Here is a 15,388-nt window from a genome sequence, read left to right on the forward strand (position 1 = left end):
AAAAAATATATATTTAAAGAATCTGGGCGTTGCGGAGATGTCCAAAAAGTATCTTTTCTGTCATTTTCGGGCTTGACCCGAAAATCTATTTGAGTTTTTTTTTGGACATCTCCGCCGGGTCTTCCGTGGCTACCGGTGCTTTGCACCCGCTTCGCGGCCACTCCAACCCCTAACGCAAATAATTTTGGAGACAAAAAAATGGCTTACAAAGTTTTTATTGACGGCAAAGACGGCACAACCGGTCTTAAAATTTATGAACGATTCGAAAAACGCAGCGACATCGAAATTCTTTTAATCGATGAGGAAAAACGCAAGGATCCCCAAGAACGCGCAAAAATGATAAACGCGTCCGACTTTACGTTTCTCTGCCTGCCGGACGCAGCCGCAATCGAGGCCGCAAATCTTTGCACAAACCCAAAAACCCGTATTTTGGATGCTTCAACAGCTCACCGCACAAATCCAGATTGGGCTTACGGTTTTCCAGAACTTTCAAAGGAACATCGACAGAAAATCGAAACTTCAAACAGGGTTGCAGTTCCAGGCTGCTATGCTTCCGGCTTTATTTCTCTCGTTTATCCGCTTATCAAAAATGGAATAATTTCTCCGGATTATCCGGTTGTCTGCCATGCAGTGTCGGGATACTCGGGAGCAGGAAAAAAAGCAATCGCCCAGTACGAATCTCCAGACCGCAATCCAGAATTAAAGTCTCCGCGTCTTTATGCGCTCACACAGGAACACAAACACCTTCCAGAAATGCAAAAAATCAGCGGACTTGCATACAAGCCGATTTTTAACCCTTATGTCTGCGATTATTTTGAAGGCATGACCGTAACTGTAAGCCTTTTTACAAGACTTATGCAAAAAAAACTCAACGGCCAGCAGCTTACAGAACTTTTTAAGGAACACTACAATTCCAGCCGTTTTGTAAAATGCGCAGAATTTTTGGGCGAAGGCACACTTACAGAAAATTTTATTCCTGCAAACACACTCGCCGGAACAAACAGCATGCAGATTTTTGTCTGCGGCAACGACGAAAGGCTGGTTCTTACAAGCCGCTTTGACAATTTGGGCAAAGGAGCAAGCGGCGCCGCCGTTCAGTGCATGAATATTATGATGGGAATTGACGAGTCTACAGGCTTAACTTACGCCGGATTGTAGTGGTTGCAAAGCAAGTCCGAAGGACCGCAGCCACGAAAAGCCGGTTAGACGGTTAACTTCGTCCATATAAAAAACCGCGTTTTAAAGTGTTTTGAGCACTCAGATTATTGATTTTGATACTTATTAAATGTTATTATAATAAAAGTAATTTTTTAATTTATTACTGTTAAGAGGATTAAATGGCTAAGATTGAACTTAAAGGTATTACAAAAATCTACGACGGCAACGTTCTTGCTGTAGAAAGATCTAATGTAACAATTGAAGACCGCGAATTTTGTGTATTCGTAGGTCCGTCTGGTTGTGGTAAATCTACAACTCTCCGCATGATTGCCGGTCTTGAAGACATTACTGGCGGTCAGCTTTTAATTGATGGCGAAGTTATGAACGATGTTCCGCCAAGAGACCGCAACATTGCCATGGTTTTCCAGGATTATGCTCTTTATCCACATATGACAGTTTACGACAACATGGCTTATGGTCTTAAAATCCGCAAAATTGACAAAGAAGAAATCGACCGCCGTGTTCGCGAAGCTTCGAAAATTCTTGACCTCGATACATATCTCGACCGCAAACCAAAGGCTCTTTCCGGCGGCCAGCGCCAGCGTGTCGCTGTAGGACGTGCAATCGTTCGTTCTCCAAAAGTATTCTTGTTTGACGAGCCGCTTTCTAACCTTGACGCAAAACTCCGTGTTCAGATGCGTGCAGAAATTTCTGCCCTCCACAGCCGTCTTCAGGCAACAATGATTTATGTAACACACGACCAGATTGAAGCTATGACAATGGGTACAAAAATCGTTGTAATGTCAGAAAAACGCATTCAGCAGATTGGTGCTCCGCTTTATCTTTACAATCACCCGATTAACAAATTCGTTGCTGGATTTATCGGAACTCCTCCAATGAACTTCTTCAAAGTAAATATTGAAGCAAACGGTGATAAAGTTGTAGCAAACGAAGGAACATTCAAACTCGTTCCAACAGAAACTCAGCAAAAACACCTTAAGGCTTATGTTGGAAAAGAAGTATGGTTCGGCGTTCGCCCAGAAGACCTCATTTATCAGGATGCTCCGGCAGCAGAAAACAATATTTCTGTAAAAGTTACAAACAAAGAACCGCTCGGCGCAGAAACACACGTTTTTGTACAAATTCAGAATACAAAGGTTGTTGCAAAATGCCACCCTTCAGTAAATCCAAAGCTTGGCGACACAGTAAACTTTGTTCCAAGAATGGACAAATGCAAGTTCTTTGATCTTGACACAGAAATCAACATCTGCGAACCAGAAATTGAAAAAACATGGTAATTTAACCATATATGCAGACCAGCCGAAAGGCTGGTTTTTTTATGCAAACTTACACAAATTTGCCGGTGTCTATAACTAAAAGCAAACTTCTGCTATACTAATTTTATGGCTAAAACATTCGACGACAAAAAAATCATTTATACCATGGACCGCGTTAGTCGCGCTTACGGCACAAAAGTAGTTCTTAAAGACATTTCGATTTCTTATTACTACGGCGCTAAAATTGGTGTTATCGGTGAAAACGGTGCCGGTAAGTCTTCGCTTTTTAAGATTTTTGCAGGAATTGATAAAGATTACACTGGCGAAACTCAACTTTTGCCGGGTTATTCAATGGGTTATCTTGAGCAGGAACCTTATCTTGAACAAGGAAAAACTGTTCTTGAAGTAGTAAAAGAAGGCGTTAAGCCGATTACAGACCTTCTTGAAGAATTTGATAAAGTTAACGAAGCTTTTGGCGATCCTGACGCTGATTTTGACAAACTTTGCGCACGCCAGGCCGAAATTCAGGAAAAACTCGATGCCGCAGATGCCTGGAATCTGGACAATAATCTTGAACTTGCAATGGACGCACTCCGCTGCCCTCCGCCTGACCAGATTGTCGATGTCCTTTCTGGAGGAGAACGCCGCCGTGTTGCTTTGTGCCGACTTCTTTTGCAAAAACCGGACATTCTGCTTTTGGACGAACCTACAAACCATCTCGATGCAGAAACTGTCGCATGGCTTGAACGCCATTTAAAAGATTATCCAGGAACAATTATTGCAATTACTCACGACCGTTACTTCTTGGACAATGTTGCCGGCTGGATTTTGGAAATGGATCGGGGCGAAGGTTATCCGTTCAAAGGAAACTATTCTGAATGGCTCGAAGCAAAACAAAAGCGTCTTGAACTTGAAGAAAAACAAGCAAGCGTTCGTCAGCGCGAAATGAAAGAAGAATTGGAATGGATTCACGCAGGAGCAAAAGGCCGTCAGGCAAAACACAAGGAGCACATTACAAAATACGAAGCTCTTCTTGCCGAAGAATCAAAACGAATTCAGCTTAAAGACAGCCAGATTTCTATTCCAGCAGGTCCACGCCTCGGAAACGTTGTAATTGATGCTGAAAAATTGACTAAATCTTTTGGCGACAAGCTTCTTTTTGAAAACCTCGACTTCCATATCCCTGCCGGAGCGGTTGTTGGAATTGTCGGTCCAAACGGCGCAGGAAAAACAACTCTCTTCAAAATGATTGCAAGCGCCGCTGGACAAGATATTGAATTGCCTGACGGAACAACAGGAAAGGAACTTCCTGATTCTGGAAAAATCAAAATCGGCGAAACCGTAAAATTGGTTTATGTAGATCAGATGCGCTCAAAGCTCGATCCAAACAAAACAATTTACGAAACTTTGAGCGGCGGAAGCGACCTTGTAAAACTTGGTGCCGTAGACGAAAAAGGCCGCCCTCTTAACGGCGCAGTTCGCGAAGTAAACGCCCACGCTTACTGTTCATGGTTCAATTTTAATTCTGCTGAACAAAACAAAAAAATCAGCGTTCTTTCCGGAGGAGAAAAAAACCGCCTAAATATGGGACTTATGTTCAAAGAAGCAGGAAACGTTCTTCTTTTAGACGAACCTACAAACGATTTGGACATTTCGACAACCCGCTCTCTCGAAGAAGCAATCAACAGTTTTGCCGGAGTTGTGCTTGTAGTAAGCCACGACCGTTACTTCCTAGACCGCGTTGCAACTCACATTCTTGCGTTTGAAAACAATTCGGACATTCACTTCTTTGAAGGAAACTGGTCTGAATACGTTGAATGGAAAAAGACCGTTCTCGGAATTGATGATGAAGTTCCGCACAAAACGGTGTACCGCAAACTTACGCGATAAAACATTCAAAACTAAAAAAGCCCTGGCTAAAAAACCAGAGCTTTTTTTTCAAAAAATTGCAATTAAAAAAACTTTTGCTTTCTTAAAAAATTATTTCACCTTTGAGCTTTTATTCAATTTTAGCTGCAAAATACAAAGTCCTGCAAAAACAACAGCAACAACTGCCAGAACAAACCAAACCGGAATAACCGCGCCTGAACCTTTTACCGCAAGACTTTCCTGCAAAAGCGACAATCCTTGATAAACCGTAAAAATTCCAAATCCGGCAAACAAAACAAACGAAAGAATTTTCAAAACTCCTTCCGGAGCCTTTGTTTTTAAAAGGTAGCCAATTAACATTCCGATTATATCGGCGGCAAAAAGTCCAATTGAGCACGCAAACCAAATGACAAAAACTTTGCTCAACCCGTAATTTGCGCCAAAAGTTACTGCGGTCAGTTGAGTTTTGTCGCCAAGTTCAGCAACAAAAAAAGTACAAAAAACAGCCAGCGGAGCAAATTTTATTTTACTTCCGCTTTCTTCTTCGTCTTCATCATTGTCCGATTTTAAAGTCGTTACGGCAAAATAAATAAAAGCGGCGGCAGCTGCAAATTTTACAGCCCACAAAAATGAATTCAAAAGCTCGTTCAATGCTCCGCCAATAAAAACTGCAATTCCGTTCAAAACAAAAACAGCTGCCAAAGTTCCAAGAACAATGTCACGGATTTTATATTTTGAAGTCATTCCAATCAAAAGCAACTGAGTTTTATCGCCAAATTCAGCAACAAAATCCGTAATCATAACCGTAAAGAACACCGCTAAAAGATTTTCCATCTTTTTCTCCAAAAAATTAAAATAAGCAAAAAAAAGACCTGAGCAAAACTGCACAGGTCAAAATCTACAATTTTATGACGCATGCACAGAATTCCCATTTTTTCTGCGCATGAGTCTCGCAAATTAAAGAAAGCCAGGTAAAACCAGTATGTTGACTTTCTACTTAAAAATAAGTCTGCTACTCCCTCACGGGTAATTTATATTCAAACTATAGCAAAATTATTTTTGTTAGGTGAATTTAAAAAAAGTTAGTCTAAAACAACTGTTTTTTATCAAATAAAATTCACATTATTGCATTAGTCCGTCCATTTTTCTAAAATACTTCAATATAAGCCATAAACCGTCATGAAAATTAAAAGAAACGAAAAGAAAATCACAGTTTTAATTTTTCTCATTTTTTTCTGCATTTTTGACAGTTTTTCTGCGGCGGTAAAACATATCTCGCCGATTGAAGGAATCGACTGGACTTTTGAAACAACAATGGGTTTTCAGACGCTAAATAACTCAATAATGTCAAAAGAATCCAATTCTGCCTCAATCAAAAAGGAAGTTCTTTTTTTCTACGGAATTTTATATCACGCATATTTAGAAAAAATTCCTATGCTTAAAGCGCAGATGAATTTAGGTCTTACGGAACACAAATTCATTCTATGGTCGGACAATCCGGATTTTAACCACTCAAACGAACAGCTCAACGAACTTTTGCGCTGTATCGAAGTTGATGTTCAATATCTTCTGCCTTCAGTTAGAATTTACAAAGGAACTTTTATTCCATTTTTTGGTTATTCTTTCTACAATTATTCTTACGCAAAAAGTTTTTCTACCGCAAAAGACGACACTTTTAAATTCAACGCTTTTTGTGTCGGGCTTGAATACAACACAAAAATTTCAAAATCAATCAGACACAACTATTATTTTTCGTTCGCTCCGCTCCTGTTCAACGAAAACCAGCACATAGAGCCGTATCTTTATTTAAATTACGGAGCAGAAGCAATTTTTGACACAAAACCAGTCGCAGTCACGCTTTTTTTGGCTTTTAAAAATGGCTTGAATGCGGATTCAAAATTTTTACATAAAAAATCCTATGTCTTTTCAAATACAGAACTCGGACTTTCTTTTCATATTTCTCTCAACGGTTAATTACGGCAAAACGCACAATCCTCGTCCGCGCATAGTTTTTTCGTCAGAATCAGCATTTGCTTCCTGCATTTCGCCCATATAAAACCAGCGCAGTTTTTGACCGTGTTTTGTCTTTACAAGAATTTTTTCACCGCCAAGCCAGAAAATTTTTTCTTTATTTTCTGGAAGAGGCTTTGAAAATTCCAAATCGCGCTTTTTTTCATATTTTTCAATCATTTTTTGAATAAAGTCTGAGCCAACATCTGGCTTTGGAACATTAAAACCAAACCATTTATAAACCGGTTTTTCTAAATTTCTGCCGTGCATCCACTCATCAAGCGAAAATTCCAGTGCCTGGGCATATTTTTCGGAAGATTTTTCGCCTTCAAAATGCAAACCATTTTTTGCAAACAAAGGAATATTTTTTTCAGCAAGAACCTTTAATTCTGGATGCAGTCCTTTTTTCCATTCATCGTAAACCCGCGAATGTCTGGTCAAAACAAATTTATGCCAAAAACAACTGTCCAAAAGACCGTTTGCATAGAATTGCCGAAGAGTTTCCATCGAATTCATTAAGTCCAATGGTTTTTCAAACCAGTATCCAAAAATCATATAGGCATGAACCAAAATGCCAGCTTCCTTAAAAGCACAGCATGCTCCGACAATCGATTCCAAATCCGTACCTTTGTGAATCGCGTTCAGTCCGTTTCCTGTAGCACTTTCGAGCCCGGCACTAACACCGACCAAACCGCCATAAGCCAAAAAATCTGCAATATCGCGAGTAAAGTTTTTTTCAAAGCGAATATTTCCCCACCAGCTCAAAGGCGAACCGTGAGCAATATTTTCTTTTGCAAATGCAACCATTGCAGCAGGCGGCATAGCTTCGTCAACAAAATGAATTCCAAAAATATTTTTTTCTGTGCATTGTTTTAAAAGTCCTTTGTACAACAGCTTAATATCCGTCATACAAAAACTTTTTACATAATCCAAAGTAACATCGCAAAATGCGCATTTATGCCAATAACAGCCATGAGCCATATATGCTTTTATCCACGCTCCGTCCGACCAAAGACGATGCATTGGGTTTGTGTCGTCAATCAAACGCGGATATTTTGAAAAATCAATGTCCGTAAAGTCAGGAATTACGGATTTTGTCATTTGAATTTCATAATTCAGTTCTTGAGAATCTGGTTTTGCTGGTTCCAAAATTTGGACGCTTTCCGTTCCGCAAGAATCATTTCTCAAAACAAACTGACGAAAATTATAAATTTCTTCCGCTTTTTGCTCTGTTTTTAAAATTTCCAGCAACTTTTTATAAGAAGCATATCCGCGGTCATAACTAATCGCATCGCAATACTTTATCAGAGATTTTTCTTTTGTCTCGCGAAGTTCCGTATTAACAAAACCACCGCCAAAACTTACAAAAATTTTTTCTGAATATCTTTGTTTTAAAAATTTTCCAGTAGCCAAGGCTGCGGCAAAAACTCCCGGAAAAGGAATGCTTACGCAGACAAGAATTTTTTCGTCTTTTTCGACAGATTTTGCCTCAGAAAGTATTTTTTCAATTTCTGGAACAACTTTTTTTTCCAAAAGAGGAACATAAAATTCTTTTAAAATCGGGCTGTCAGCACCTTTTTCGATTTCGCTAAAAATAGATTCGCTTATCGTAAGACTTTCCGCGTAACGGACAAGACTAAAATTTCTGTCAAAAGCAACATTTATAAAATCCGCAAAATCAACCAGCGCAAAACTTGCAAGGCTTCGTGCATCGTCGGTCGTTAAATCGTGATCGAGATTTGCCAGAAAATTTTCCATTCGGTTTCCACGAGGAACATGCGCTCCAAAAACAAAGGCATGGGCGCTTTCAAAAACTTTTCCGCACAAAATTTGAACAATCCGGTCAATCCAATCAATCCAATTTTTTTTCTGACAGACATATCTGCGCAAGTTAAAGGCAGTATTTTCATCACCAGAATTTTCAGCTTTTTGGGCAAGTTTTAAAGCATTTTGTTCAGAAAGCTCAAAAATTTTTTCCAGCCCGGATTTACAGAAAATTGAATAAAAAAGTTCTATATTTAAATCCACCCACTTAGTCAGGCAGTTTTCACGCTTAAAAAAATCAGAAAGATACGCTCCGCTAGGATAAGCAGTATTAAGCTGCATGACTGGAGGCTGAAGAATCAAAACATTCATAAAAACATTTTAACACATTTATCAAAATGAAAGAAATTACTCAAAAACCGCCTCAACAGCAAAAAAAAAGCCCCAGATCTAAATCTGCGAGCCACTGAGAATTAAATAACCAGAGAACTTTTTAGGCTCTCTATAAAATTGATAATATCTCAAATTATTTTTTATAGCAATATTTTAACAGAAAATTAATTCTGCCGAAAAAATGTTTTTTCAAGTTAATCTTTCTCCAAAATATGCAGATATTCTACAGTCGATTCAGCTTTATTAAAACGGTTTGAATCGGCCTTAAAACGCTGATAATCAGTCTGGGCCAAATCATAGCGTCCGTATTTCTGCATAATTCTCTGAACTTCTCCCACGCTCATTAAGCCTTCATTATTATAGGAAAGAAAGATATATTTAAAATTTGCATTTTTTATTAAGCTTTCAAATTCTTCTTTTACACTCGAAACTGAGCAATATTTTGAGCGAGTATATTCGCGAAGTCCTGTTTTTCCTTTTGGAACAAATGGCTTGTATTCAGCTATCGTATTCAAGAGATGATAATTTGCTCCATATTGACGCGAGTTATAAGGAGGATCAAGATATAAAATATCACCTGAAATTCTAGTTATCAATTCATTTGCATCAGACTTAAAAACCTCATGCTCGTTATCATTAAGTTCAAAATCAGCTGATTCTAAAACAATTTGTTTTTGGGCAGATTTTTTCAGATTTTTCAGATATGCGCCATAAACACTTGCAGTATTTGCCACCTTGTCAGCACTCTCCAAAAGACTTGCAAGGAGAAAATAATACATACTTTTGTTTATTTTTCCATTGTTTTTCCATTCTTCAATTTTTATACGGATTGAATCGATTTTTTTACCGTTCTCATCAGAAAAATATTGTCTTTCTCCATTTCCACCAAGACAATAATTTTTATAAATAAATCCGTCTGCACAAGGAGAAAGTCCATTTAATTCAGACACAAACAGCTCTGAATTTTCAAGCGGACGGTGATTTTCAATATAATTTTTATTTAAAACATAGCTGTAATATTCAATGTCATTCGAAATGACTTTATGAACAGATGTCTTAAACGTTCGCCCGACAATTCCTGTTCCTGCAAAAATATCGCAGAATATTTTCTGAGAAAGGTCTGCTCCGCAAACAGATTTTATTGTTTCCGGCAGAAAATGCTGGCAAAGTTTTAATTTTGAGCCGATATAGTTCATTTTTGATAGTCCACGGTTTTAAAAACCAAATTATTTTCTAAAATCTCATATTCAATATATCTTAATGGAAGAACATTGCTTTCCTGATTAAAACGTTTAAATTCATTTTTCAAATCATCTGACAACTTCTTGCCTTTTAAACAAATTAGAATTGGCTGAATATCGCTTTCAGGACTATTCGGAACATAATACTGCTTTATCCATTCAACATAACGCCCTAGCTGGCGTGTATTGTCAAAACTTGCCGCAACTGCTTTTAACTCTATAGGCATAACAATTTTCTGATTTTCATTTATTGTTTTAGAAATCATTACGTCTATTCTTTGCAACCCCAAACCGCAGGAAACTTCGTTTCCAATCCACTCAATGTTTTCTTCTGCATTTAAAGCCTTGTCCAAAGATTTGTTTGTTCCTCTTCCAATATTTTGAGTTATGTACATTTGAAGATGTGCTTCAAACGCTTGTTTCTTTCCTGCTTTCGCCAGCAGTCTTGGCGAAATATTTATTTTTTCAGTTCTGCCTGCATATTCCTTATGATTTTCACCTTCTATGATATTTCTTCCATCAAAAGTGTAATCACAAAAATTTAAAGTCTGATTTTTATTTTTCTGTCTGATTAGAGAAATTAGTCTTTTTGACTCATAAGTCGTAATCATTGTATTACCACGATTTCCCTTCAATTTTCTGTAAATCAAACTCCAAAGCATTTGATACGGTGAACATATATTTTTTATTTCATCAAGAGCTTCCCATTCTGTCACACCTTTTGCATAAACTTGATAAGGCTTGATTTTTAGCCTAAAAGTCAGTGATTTTTTTAGTTCTTTATACAAAAATTGATTTTCATCAAAATTATCAAGAAAGATTCCATCTTCTGCTGCTTGAAAAACTCCAAAAAACATTCCTTCGTGTCCATTTTGTTTTTCAACCAAATAAAAAATTATTAAATCATCTTTTCTTACACGGCAACCATCGGCCATCATGCCGACAAGCATTTTTTCAGCAGCCTGTTTTTCCCTTTCATACAAAGTAGTTTCAGAACTGTTATTAAAATCAATAACATATTCCTGTTTTACTTTTCCTATTTTTTTTGCATTTGCACCAGTTCCTGCAAACATATACTCAAGGTGGTATTTAAAAGTGTTGTCATCAACAATAAAAACATGTGTTGTCATTTTTCTACATTATCTCCGTAAAGTTTTTTCATTATGAACTCAGTTGTATTTTCGCTTGCTTCTTTTGCAATTCTTTTTGCAGATTCTTTTCTATATTCAACAGGGTCATATTGATAGCAACCGACACAGCCTAACTCTTTTGAATAATTTTCATCACCTTTATAAAAAGAATATGGATTTCCGAGAAGGTTTTTCGCATCCCACCTTTTATCTGTTGCTTTACAATTTTTGCAGATTTGCCTTTTTACATCATTCGCTGCCTTACATAGCGGCTGAAAATCTTCCAGCTTTTGAGTTGCCATATCCGAAACACGCATATCATTTTTTCTGCCGTCTTTGTGGTCAACCTCAATTCGAGTATTTACTGATGTACCGTGAACACCAAGCATAACGCAATTTTTATCTTTGTAAAAATTTTTTATATCACTACGGATATTTTGACTGAATGAATTCTCTGTGTTAAAGCCAGCCGTCCTGACTTTTTCTATTGCTCCATATTCTGGAAATCTTTCAAGAACAAATTTTTTCGCCAGTGCGCCATCGCTTCTTCCCCAGGACCAGCCATTTTGAAACATTAAGTCCGCATACTTTCCTACAAATTCTGTTTTCGCCACCCAACGGCTAACTCCGTTTTCATCAGGTTCTGCTAATTCCAAAAACAGTTCAATTTGAGTTTTCTTTGACATAATCAGAATTCCTTTTTGAAAACAAAAATATATTCGTGCTTAAACAAATAATAATCGCTCCGCATTGCCCTATAACGCCAAATTCCTTGTGCGCCTATTTTTCCGCGGTTTCCTTCAATATTTTTAACGATAACGCCTTTCAATTTTGCCTCAAAATTCTTTTTAATTGCATTCATTACATAAAAACCAAGTGGAACAACTTCCGATTTTTTATAGACATCACCGATTACAACCGCAAAATACTTATCTTTTTTTAGGAATTTCAAGCCGTTCTGCATAGCAAGCGTGAATTTTTCCAAAAATAAGTTCAAATCAGAAATTGAAGACAAATCTTCTTCTTTACCAGTAAATTTTACAATGTCCATATAAGGCGGATGCGCAATCAAAAAATCAACATTTTGTGTTTCGTTTTCGCACCATTTAAAACTTTGCGACATACATTCAGCCATTTTCAAAGTATCACAAACATCACAATTATTAATAGCAAAATGAATGTTCTGAGTATCAGCCATTTTTTGATAAACCAAATCAATCATCGATTGGTTTATATCAAATCCGATATAATTGCGTCCAAGCCGTTCACATTCAAAAAGCGTTGTTCCGCTTCCTGCAAAAAGCTCTAAAACGGTGTCATTTTTATGAGTGTAACGTTTTACAAGCTGATATGGGATTTGCGGAACAAAATTTCCATGATAATTATTTTCATGCTTGCCAAAAGAATCACGCTTTTGAATAAACCAAAGAGAATCGACATTTATATCAGAATTTTTCCAGTCGGTTTCGTCATTTATCATCTCTTTAATCTAAGCTATTTTTCCTTTTTTTTCTATGGCTTGGGGCGTTGCGGGGTGGCCCCGCTGGGTGGGTAGCGGAAAACCGCAGGGTTGGAGCGAGGGAGGGGCTCCTCCCTTTTTTATAAATTTCTAGCCGCAATGAAAATACTATGCAAAAATTCAATCTTCATCCCAGACGTCATAATCACCTTTAGAGCTTTTTAGAGCGCTCCAGCCGGCAGATTTTTCTTCCAGCATTTCCGCATCTTCCCTGCCCTGAAAATTCGTCCACTGCGTAAATTCATGCGGTTTAATTTTGTTCAACTCACAATCTTTATTTTTTTCTTTTAAATCTTCAATTCCATTCGCCATAAGTTTAACCTTATTTTACATTATTAACTTATTAAAAAATAGCCCAAATTTTGAGTTTTATAATTTACTATCATTATCAGGCTTGCCCATCCCGATAATCCCGTTGGAAATTTTCAGTAGATTGCTAACCGAGCTTGCTATGCAAACATCGCGCTGTCAAGCACGGCAATGACAACCTCGTTAGCATAGGAACGACAATTCAGTAATCTGTTTTTTTAACTCGACATTCAGGTTAACTAGTATAATTTTAAAAATTTTAGAAATCAATTCAAATTTTACATAAATTTAAAAGCTATACATATGCGTATTGACAAAATACTGGGGGGGGGTAAAATTGAATAGTTTTTTTTCAGGGGGTTTTTATGAAAAAAATTGCTTTGCTTCTTGCTTTAATCGTTTCAGCATCAGCATTTATCGGATGTACATCTGTAGCACCAGTATGTGCAACTTCAAATGAGCTTGGTGCAAAAGTAGGAACAAATACTGCTGGATACCTTTTTGGTATTATTCCAATTGGTGGCGGAGATTACGGTATTGCCGATGCAGCAAAAAAAGCTGGAATTACAAAAATTTCAACAGTTGACTTAAAGACTTTCAATTATTTGGGTTTTTACTATGGTCACACAACAATTGTAACTGGCAACTAAATTTTTTTTACCTTGAAAAACTAGAAAAATTCTAGTTTTTCAAGGTTATTTGTCTTAATATGAAAAAAATATATTTTATTCTTTTATTCTGTTGTACATTTTTTTGCTGTAAAACAAATTCTTCTGTATTAGATTTTCCTTCAAAAAATAATTCACAAATGGTATTTACAACTCCTTGCAAATACCAAAACAAATTGATTCCCGATTTTTCTATCGACACAACCTCGTTTCTTAATAACGAAGGGTTTTGCGCTCCAACTTCGATAAAAATTTCACTCTGCGTAAAAAATCTCTCTAAACAGCAAATTCTTAATTTAGAAATTTCACTAGAAACGGATTCCGAAAAAATAGTTCTCTCTCAGAAAGAGTTACTTTATATCGAGCCTGTCAAAAAAGATATAATGGTAAGACTCGAATCACTTATTTCTCCAGAGCAAATGACTCATCTTATTTCAAAAGGAATTAAGTCGATAAATATTAAAAACTCCAAAAACGAAACTATTGCTGCATTTAATGGTAAAAAATTGAATAAAAAACTTTTACTTTTAAACAAATACTTATGAAAAAAATTATAAAACTCTCGATTTTATTTATTTTTCTTAGTCTCATTTTTTCCTGCGAAAAAGAAAATTTTTCAAAAAAGGATTTTTTTGGTTATTGGGAAAATTTTTCTACTTTAAAATCCGATTTATTTAGAGAACCAGAAAATCCAAAAACTTTATTTGCCAGTATTTATACAGAAAGCAAAATGGTATTTATTTTTACCGAAAATGGAACTTTTAAAAAACATATACAAAACAAAATTTCAAAAATTAATCTTGATAAAGCAAAAGCTCCAAAAAATTTCTCCACAGAAAAGTTAAAATCTTTTGCACAAAAAAGTCAAACCGACGGCGGAGATTTTTTTATAAAAAAGTCATTTTTGATTTTAGAGCCTTATTATCAAATTCAAAATGATGAAATTCAAGACTTTGAAAAAATAATTCCGATTAAATTAAATTTTGAATTCTCTCAAGATAAAAAAGAACTAATTCTGACTTTTGCTGACAATCAAAAAATTATATTAAAAAAAATAGAAAAGAATAATTTAAACTAAAAAAAGCATCCGTTCTAAGCAAGATTTCTTAAAAACGGATGCTTTCATTTTAATTAACGCCTAGCTTTTATAAACTTATGCATTGGTAATTGCAATGTGTTTTGGCTGCGCAAGAGCTTTTCTTGGCATTGAAACTGTCAAAACGCCATTTTTTACGTTGGCTGTCAATTTTTCGCTGTCTACATCATCTGGGAGTGTAAAACTTCTCTTGAATGATGAAACTGTGCGTTCACGAATGAGCCATTTTGCTTCGTCTTTTTTGTCTGATTTTTCTTCTTTTTTAACTTCGTCTTTAGAAGAAACTGTCAAAACATTCTGGTTCAATTCAATGTCAACGTCTTTGTCTGTTTTGCCAGGCATATCCATTGTCAAAGTATAGTTTTCTTTATTTTCCTTTACGTCTACCTTTGGCATATGGAACATTTTTTTGTAACTAAATGCCGGCATTGTATAACCGTCATCTCCAAAATCATTAAACAAGTCATTAAAAAGTGCTAAATCGTTCATACATTACCTCCAAAGTTTTGAAAACTTAGTTTTTTCTAGCTTTCATATATCTATAAGCAAAAAGTGTGCCAAGTTAAAAATCTTAAATAAAAAAGCATTTTTTCAGTCTGAGAACGAATTTTTTGAAAAAAAATAAACTGTAAAAACAGCAAATTTTCGGTTTTTCATTTTTTGACAGGCAGATTTTGGACAGTTTTCTGAACAAATGCAATTTTTTGAGCACTTTTGTCCGCTTTTTTGCAATTTTTTTTGAAAATTCGGATAATTTTGACACAGTTTTCGTGTGCGCTTCCGCGCACGGCCGGGCTTGCATGCTTCGCATGCTGCGGCTTTTGCTTCCGCAAAACCCGTCTTTTTTTCGTGTGCGCTTCCGCGCACGGCCGGGCTTGCAGCCCGGATTGGAACCCCGGAGTTGCCGGACGGCAATGAGCGCCTAGCGAAGGGTGGAAAGCCGGTTTTTGCGGC

At 36.6% G+C, this 15,388-nt stretch carries 15 protein-coding genes; 7 read left to right on the forward strand and 8 right to left on the reverse strand.

Annotation, left to right across the window (positions count from 1 at the left end):
• The first annotated feature begins 198 nt into the window (after nucleotides 1–198).
• The 3 genes from argC to ettA all read left to right on the forward strand — a co-directional run bounded on the left by argC (nucleotide 199) and on the right by ettA (nucleotide 4,325).
• Nucleotides 199–1,158: an N-acetyl-gamma-glutamyl-phosphate reductase gene (gene argC / locus B3Y13_RS03565; RefSeq protein ID WP_296692767.1), complete on the forward strand. Its 960-nt coding sequence runs from the start codon at nucleotides 199–201 to the stop codon at nucleotides 1,156–1,158.
• 179 nt (nucleotides 1,159–1,337) lie between these two features.
• Nucleotides 1,338–2,456: an ABC transporter ATP-binding protein gene (locus B3Y13_RS03570; protein ID WP_296668115.1), complete on the forward strand. Its 1,119-nt coding sequence runs from the start codon at nucleotides 1,338–1,340 to the stop codon at nucleotides 2,454–2,456.
• Nucleotides 2,457–2,561: 105 nt separating this feature from the next.
• The gene (gene ettA / locus B3Y13_RS03575; protein ID WP_296692770.1) at nucleotides 2,562–4,325 is read left to right on the forward strand and encodes an energy-dependent translational throttle protein EttA; all 1,764 of its coding nucleotides are present in this window, start codon (nucleotides 2,562–2,564) and stop codon (nucleotides 4,323–4,325) included.
• 90 nt (nucleotides 4,326–4,415) lie between these two features.
• Here the strand turns inward: ettA and B3Y13_RS03580 are convergent, their stop codons facing one another.
• Nucleotides 4,416–5,138, reverse strand: a complete 723-nt coding sequence (locus B3Y13_RS03580) for a TMEM165/GDT1 family protein (RefSeq protein ID WP_296668114.1) — start codon at nucleotides 5,136–5,138, stop codon at nucleotides 4,416–4,418.
• A 345-nt stretch (nucleotides 5,139–5,483) separates the two neighbouring features.
• Between B3Y13_RS03580 and B3Y13_RS03585 the strand changes: the two genes are divergently transcribed.
• Complete coding sequence (locus B3Y13_RS03585; RefSeq protein WP_296668113.1) at nucleotides 5,484–6,278, forward strand: hypothetical protein; 795 nt, start codon at nucleotides 5,484–5,486, stop codon at nucleotides 6,276–6,278.
• Here the strand turns inward: B3Y13_RS03585 and B3Y13_RS03590 are convergent, their stop codons facing one another.
• The 6 genes from B3Y13_RS03590 to B3Y13_RS03615 form a co-directional block, all read right to left on the reverse strand.
• A complete protein-coding gene (locus tag B3Y13_RS03590; RefSeq protein ID WP_296668112.1) occupies nucleotides 6,279–8,450 on the reverse strand; it encodes a radical SAM protein in 2,172 nt (723 codons plus the stop codon).
• Between the two features lie 215 nt (nucleotides 8,451–8,665).
• Complete coding sequence (locus tag B3Y13_RS03595) at nucleotides 8,666–9,667, reverse strand: DNA adenine methylase (protein ID WP_296692772.1); 1,002 nt, start codon at nucleotides 9,665–9,667, stop codon at nucleotides 8,666–8,668.
• Nucleotides 9,664–10,842, reverse strand: coding sequence for a hypothetical protein (locus B3Y13_RS03600; protein WP_296668110.1), 1,179 nt, complete (start codon nucleotides 10,840–10,842; stop codon nucleotides 9,664–9,666). Before B3Y13_RS03600 ends, B3Y13_RS03595 begins: the two co-directional genes overlap by 4 nt.
• Entirely contained in the window at nucleotides 10,839–11,528 is a 690-nt protein-coding gene (locus tag B3Y13_RS03605) for a hypothetical protein (protein WP_296668109.1), read from the reverse strand. Before B3Y13_RS03605 ends, B3Y13_RS03600 begins: the two co-directional genes overlap by 4 nt.
• Before the next feature lie 2 nt (nucleotides 11,529–11,530).
• Complete coding sequence (locus B3Y13_RS03610; protein WP_296668108.1) at nucleotides 11,531–12,322, reverse strand: DNA methyltransferase; 792 nt, start codon at nucleotides 12,320–12,322, stop codon at nucleotides 11,531–11,533.
• A gap of 159 nt (nucleotides 12,323–12,481) precedes the next feature.
• A complete protein-coding gene (locus B3Y13_RS03615; RefSeq protein WP_296019568.1) occupies nucleotides 12,482–12,673 on the reverse strand; it encodes a hypothetical protein in 192 nt (63 codons plus the stop codon).
• Nucleotides 12,674–13,035: 362 nt separating this feature from the next.
• On the opposite strand from B3Y13_RS03615, the gene B3Y13_RS03620 reads away from it, so the two are divergent.
• The 3 genes from B3Y13_RS03620 (at nucleotide 13,036) to B3Y13_RS03630 (ending at nucleotide 14,416) form a co-directional block, all read left to right on the forward strand.
• A complete protein-coding gene (locus B3Y13_RS03620) occupies nucleotides 13,036–13,320 on the forward strand; it encodes a TRL domain-containing protein (RefSeq protein ID WP_296019571.1) in 285 nt (94 codons plus the stop codon).
• Between the two features lie 158 nt (nucleotides 13,321–13,478).
• The gene (locus B3Y13_RS03625) at nucleotides 13,479–13,883 is read left to right on the forward strand and encodes a hypothetical protein (protein WP_296668107.1); all 405 of its coding nucleotides are present in this window, start codon (nucleotides 13,479–13,481) and stop codon (nucleotides 13,881–13,883) included.
• Nucleotides 13,880–14,416 carry a hypothetical protein gene (locus tag B3Y13_RS03630; RefSeq protein WP_296668106.1) on the forward strand — a complete coding sequence of 179 codons (537 nt, stop codon included), beginning with the start codon at nucleotides 13,880–13,882 and terminating at the stop codon, nucleotides 14,414–14,416. Before B3Y13_RS03625 ends, B3Y13_RS03630 begins: the two co-directional genes overlap by 4 nt.
• A 75-nt stretch (nucleotides 14,417–14,491) precedes the next feature.
• On the opposite strand, the gene B3Y13_RS03635 is transcribed toward B3Y13_RS03630, so the two are convergent.
• Nucleotides 14,492–14,923 carry an Hsp20/alpha crystallin family protein gene (locus tag B3Y13_RS03635; RefSeq protein ID WP_296019579.1) on the reverse strand — a complete coding sequence of 144 codons (432 nt, stop codon included), beginning with the start codon at nucleotides 14,921–14,923 and terminating at the stop codon, nucleotides 14,492–14,494.
• Nucleotides 14,924–15,388 lie beyond the last annotated feature (465 nt).

Origin of the sequence: Treponema sp. UBA7567, from assembly GCF_002476655.1 — a bacterium.
Taxonomy (GTDB): domain Bacteria; phylum Spirochaetota; class Spirochaetia; order Treponematales; family Treponemataceae; genus Treponema_D.

What these genes read in the sequence shown, in the direction of transcription:
- B3Y13_RS03570 (WP_296668115.1), top strand. Translation starts at nt 1,338, where the DNA reads ATGGCTAAGATTGAACTTAAAGGTATTACAAAAATCTACGACGGCAAC.
- B3Y13_RS03585 (WP_296668113.1), top strand. Translation starts at nt 5,484, where the DNA reads ATGAAAATTAAAAGAAACGAAAAGAAAATCACAGTTTTAATTTTTCTC.
- B3Y13_RS03630 (WP_296668106.1), top strand. Translation starts at nt 13,880, where the DNA reads ATGAAAAAAATTATAAAACTCTCGATTTTATTTATTTTTCTTAGTCTC.
- B3Y13_RS03610 (WP_296668108.1), bottom strand. Translation starts at nt 12,322, where the DNA reads ATGATAAATGACGAAACCGACTGGAAAAATTCTGATATAAATGTCGAT.
- B3Y13_RS03615 (WP_296019568.1), bottom strand. Translation starts at nt 12,673, where the DNA reads ATGGCGAATGGAATTGAAGATTTAAAAGAAAAAAATAAAGATTGTGAG.
- B3Y13_RS03605 (WP_296668109.1), bottom strand. Translation starts at nt 11,528, where the DNA reads ATGTCAAAGAAAACTCAAATTGAACTGTTTTTGGAATTAGCAGAACCT.
- B3Y13_RS03620 (WP_296019571.1), top strand. Translation starts at nt 13,036, where the DNA reads ATGAAAAAAATTGCTTTGCTTCTTGCTTTAATCGTTTCAGCATCAGCA.
- B3Y13_RS03580 (WP_296668114.1), bottom strand. Translation starts at nt 5,138, where the DNA reads ATGGAAAATCTTTTAGCGGTGTTCTTTACGGTTATGATTACGGATTTT.
- B3Y13_RS03590 (WP_296668112.1), bottom strand. Translation starts at nt 8,450, where the DNA reads ATGAATGTTTTGATTCTTCAGCCTCCAGTCATGCAGCTTAATACTGCT.
- B3Y13_RS03625 (WP_296668107.1), top strand. Translation starts at nt 13,479, where the DNA reads ATGGTATTTACAACTCCTTGCAAATACCAAAACAAATTGATTCCCGAT.
- B3Y13_RS03595 (WP_296692772.1), bottom strand. Translation starts at nt 9,667, where the DNA reads ATGAACTATATCGGCTCAAAATTAAAACTTTGCCAGCATTTTCTGCCG.
- B3Y13_RS03635 (WP_296019579.1), bottom strand. Translation starts at nt 14,923, where the DNA reads ATGAACGATTTAGCACTTTTTAATGACTTGTTTAATGATTTTGGAGAT.
- ettA (WP_296692770.1), top strand. Translation starts at nt 2,562, where the DNA reads ATGGCTAAAACATTCGACGACAAAAAAATCATTTATACCATGGACCGC.
- B3Y13_RS03600 (WP_296668110.1), bottom strand. Translation starts at nt 10,842, where the DNA reads ATGACAACACATGTTTTTATTGTTGATGACAACACTTTTAAATACCAC.
- argC (WP_296692767.1), top strand. Translation starts at nt 199, where the DNA reads ATGGCTTACAAAGTTTTTATTGACGGCAAAGACGGCACAACCGGTCTT.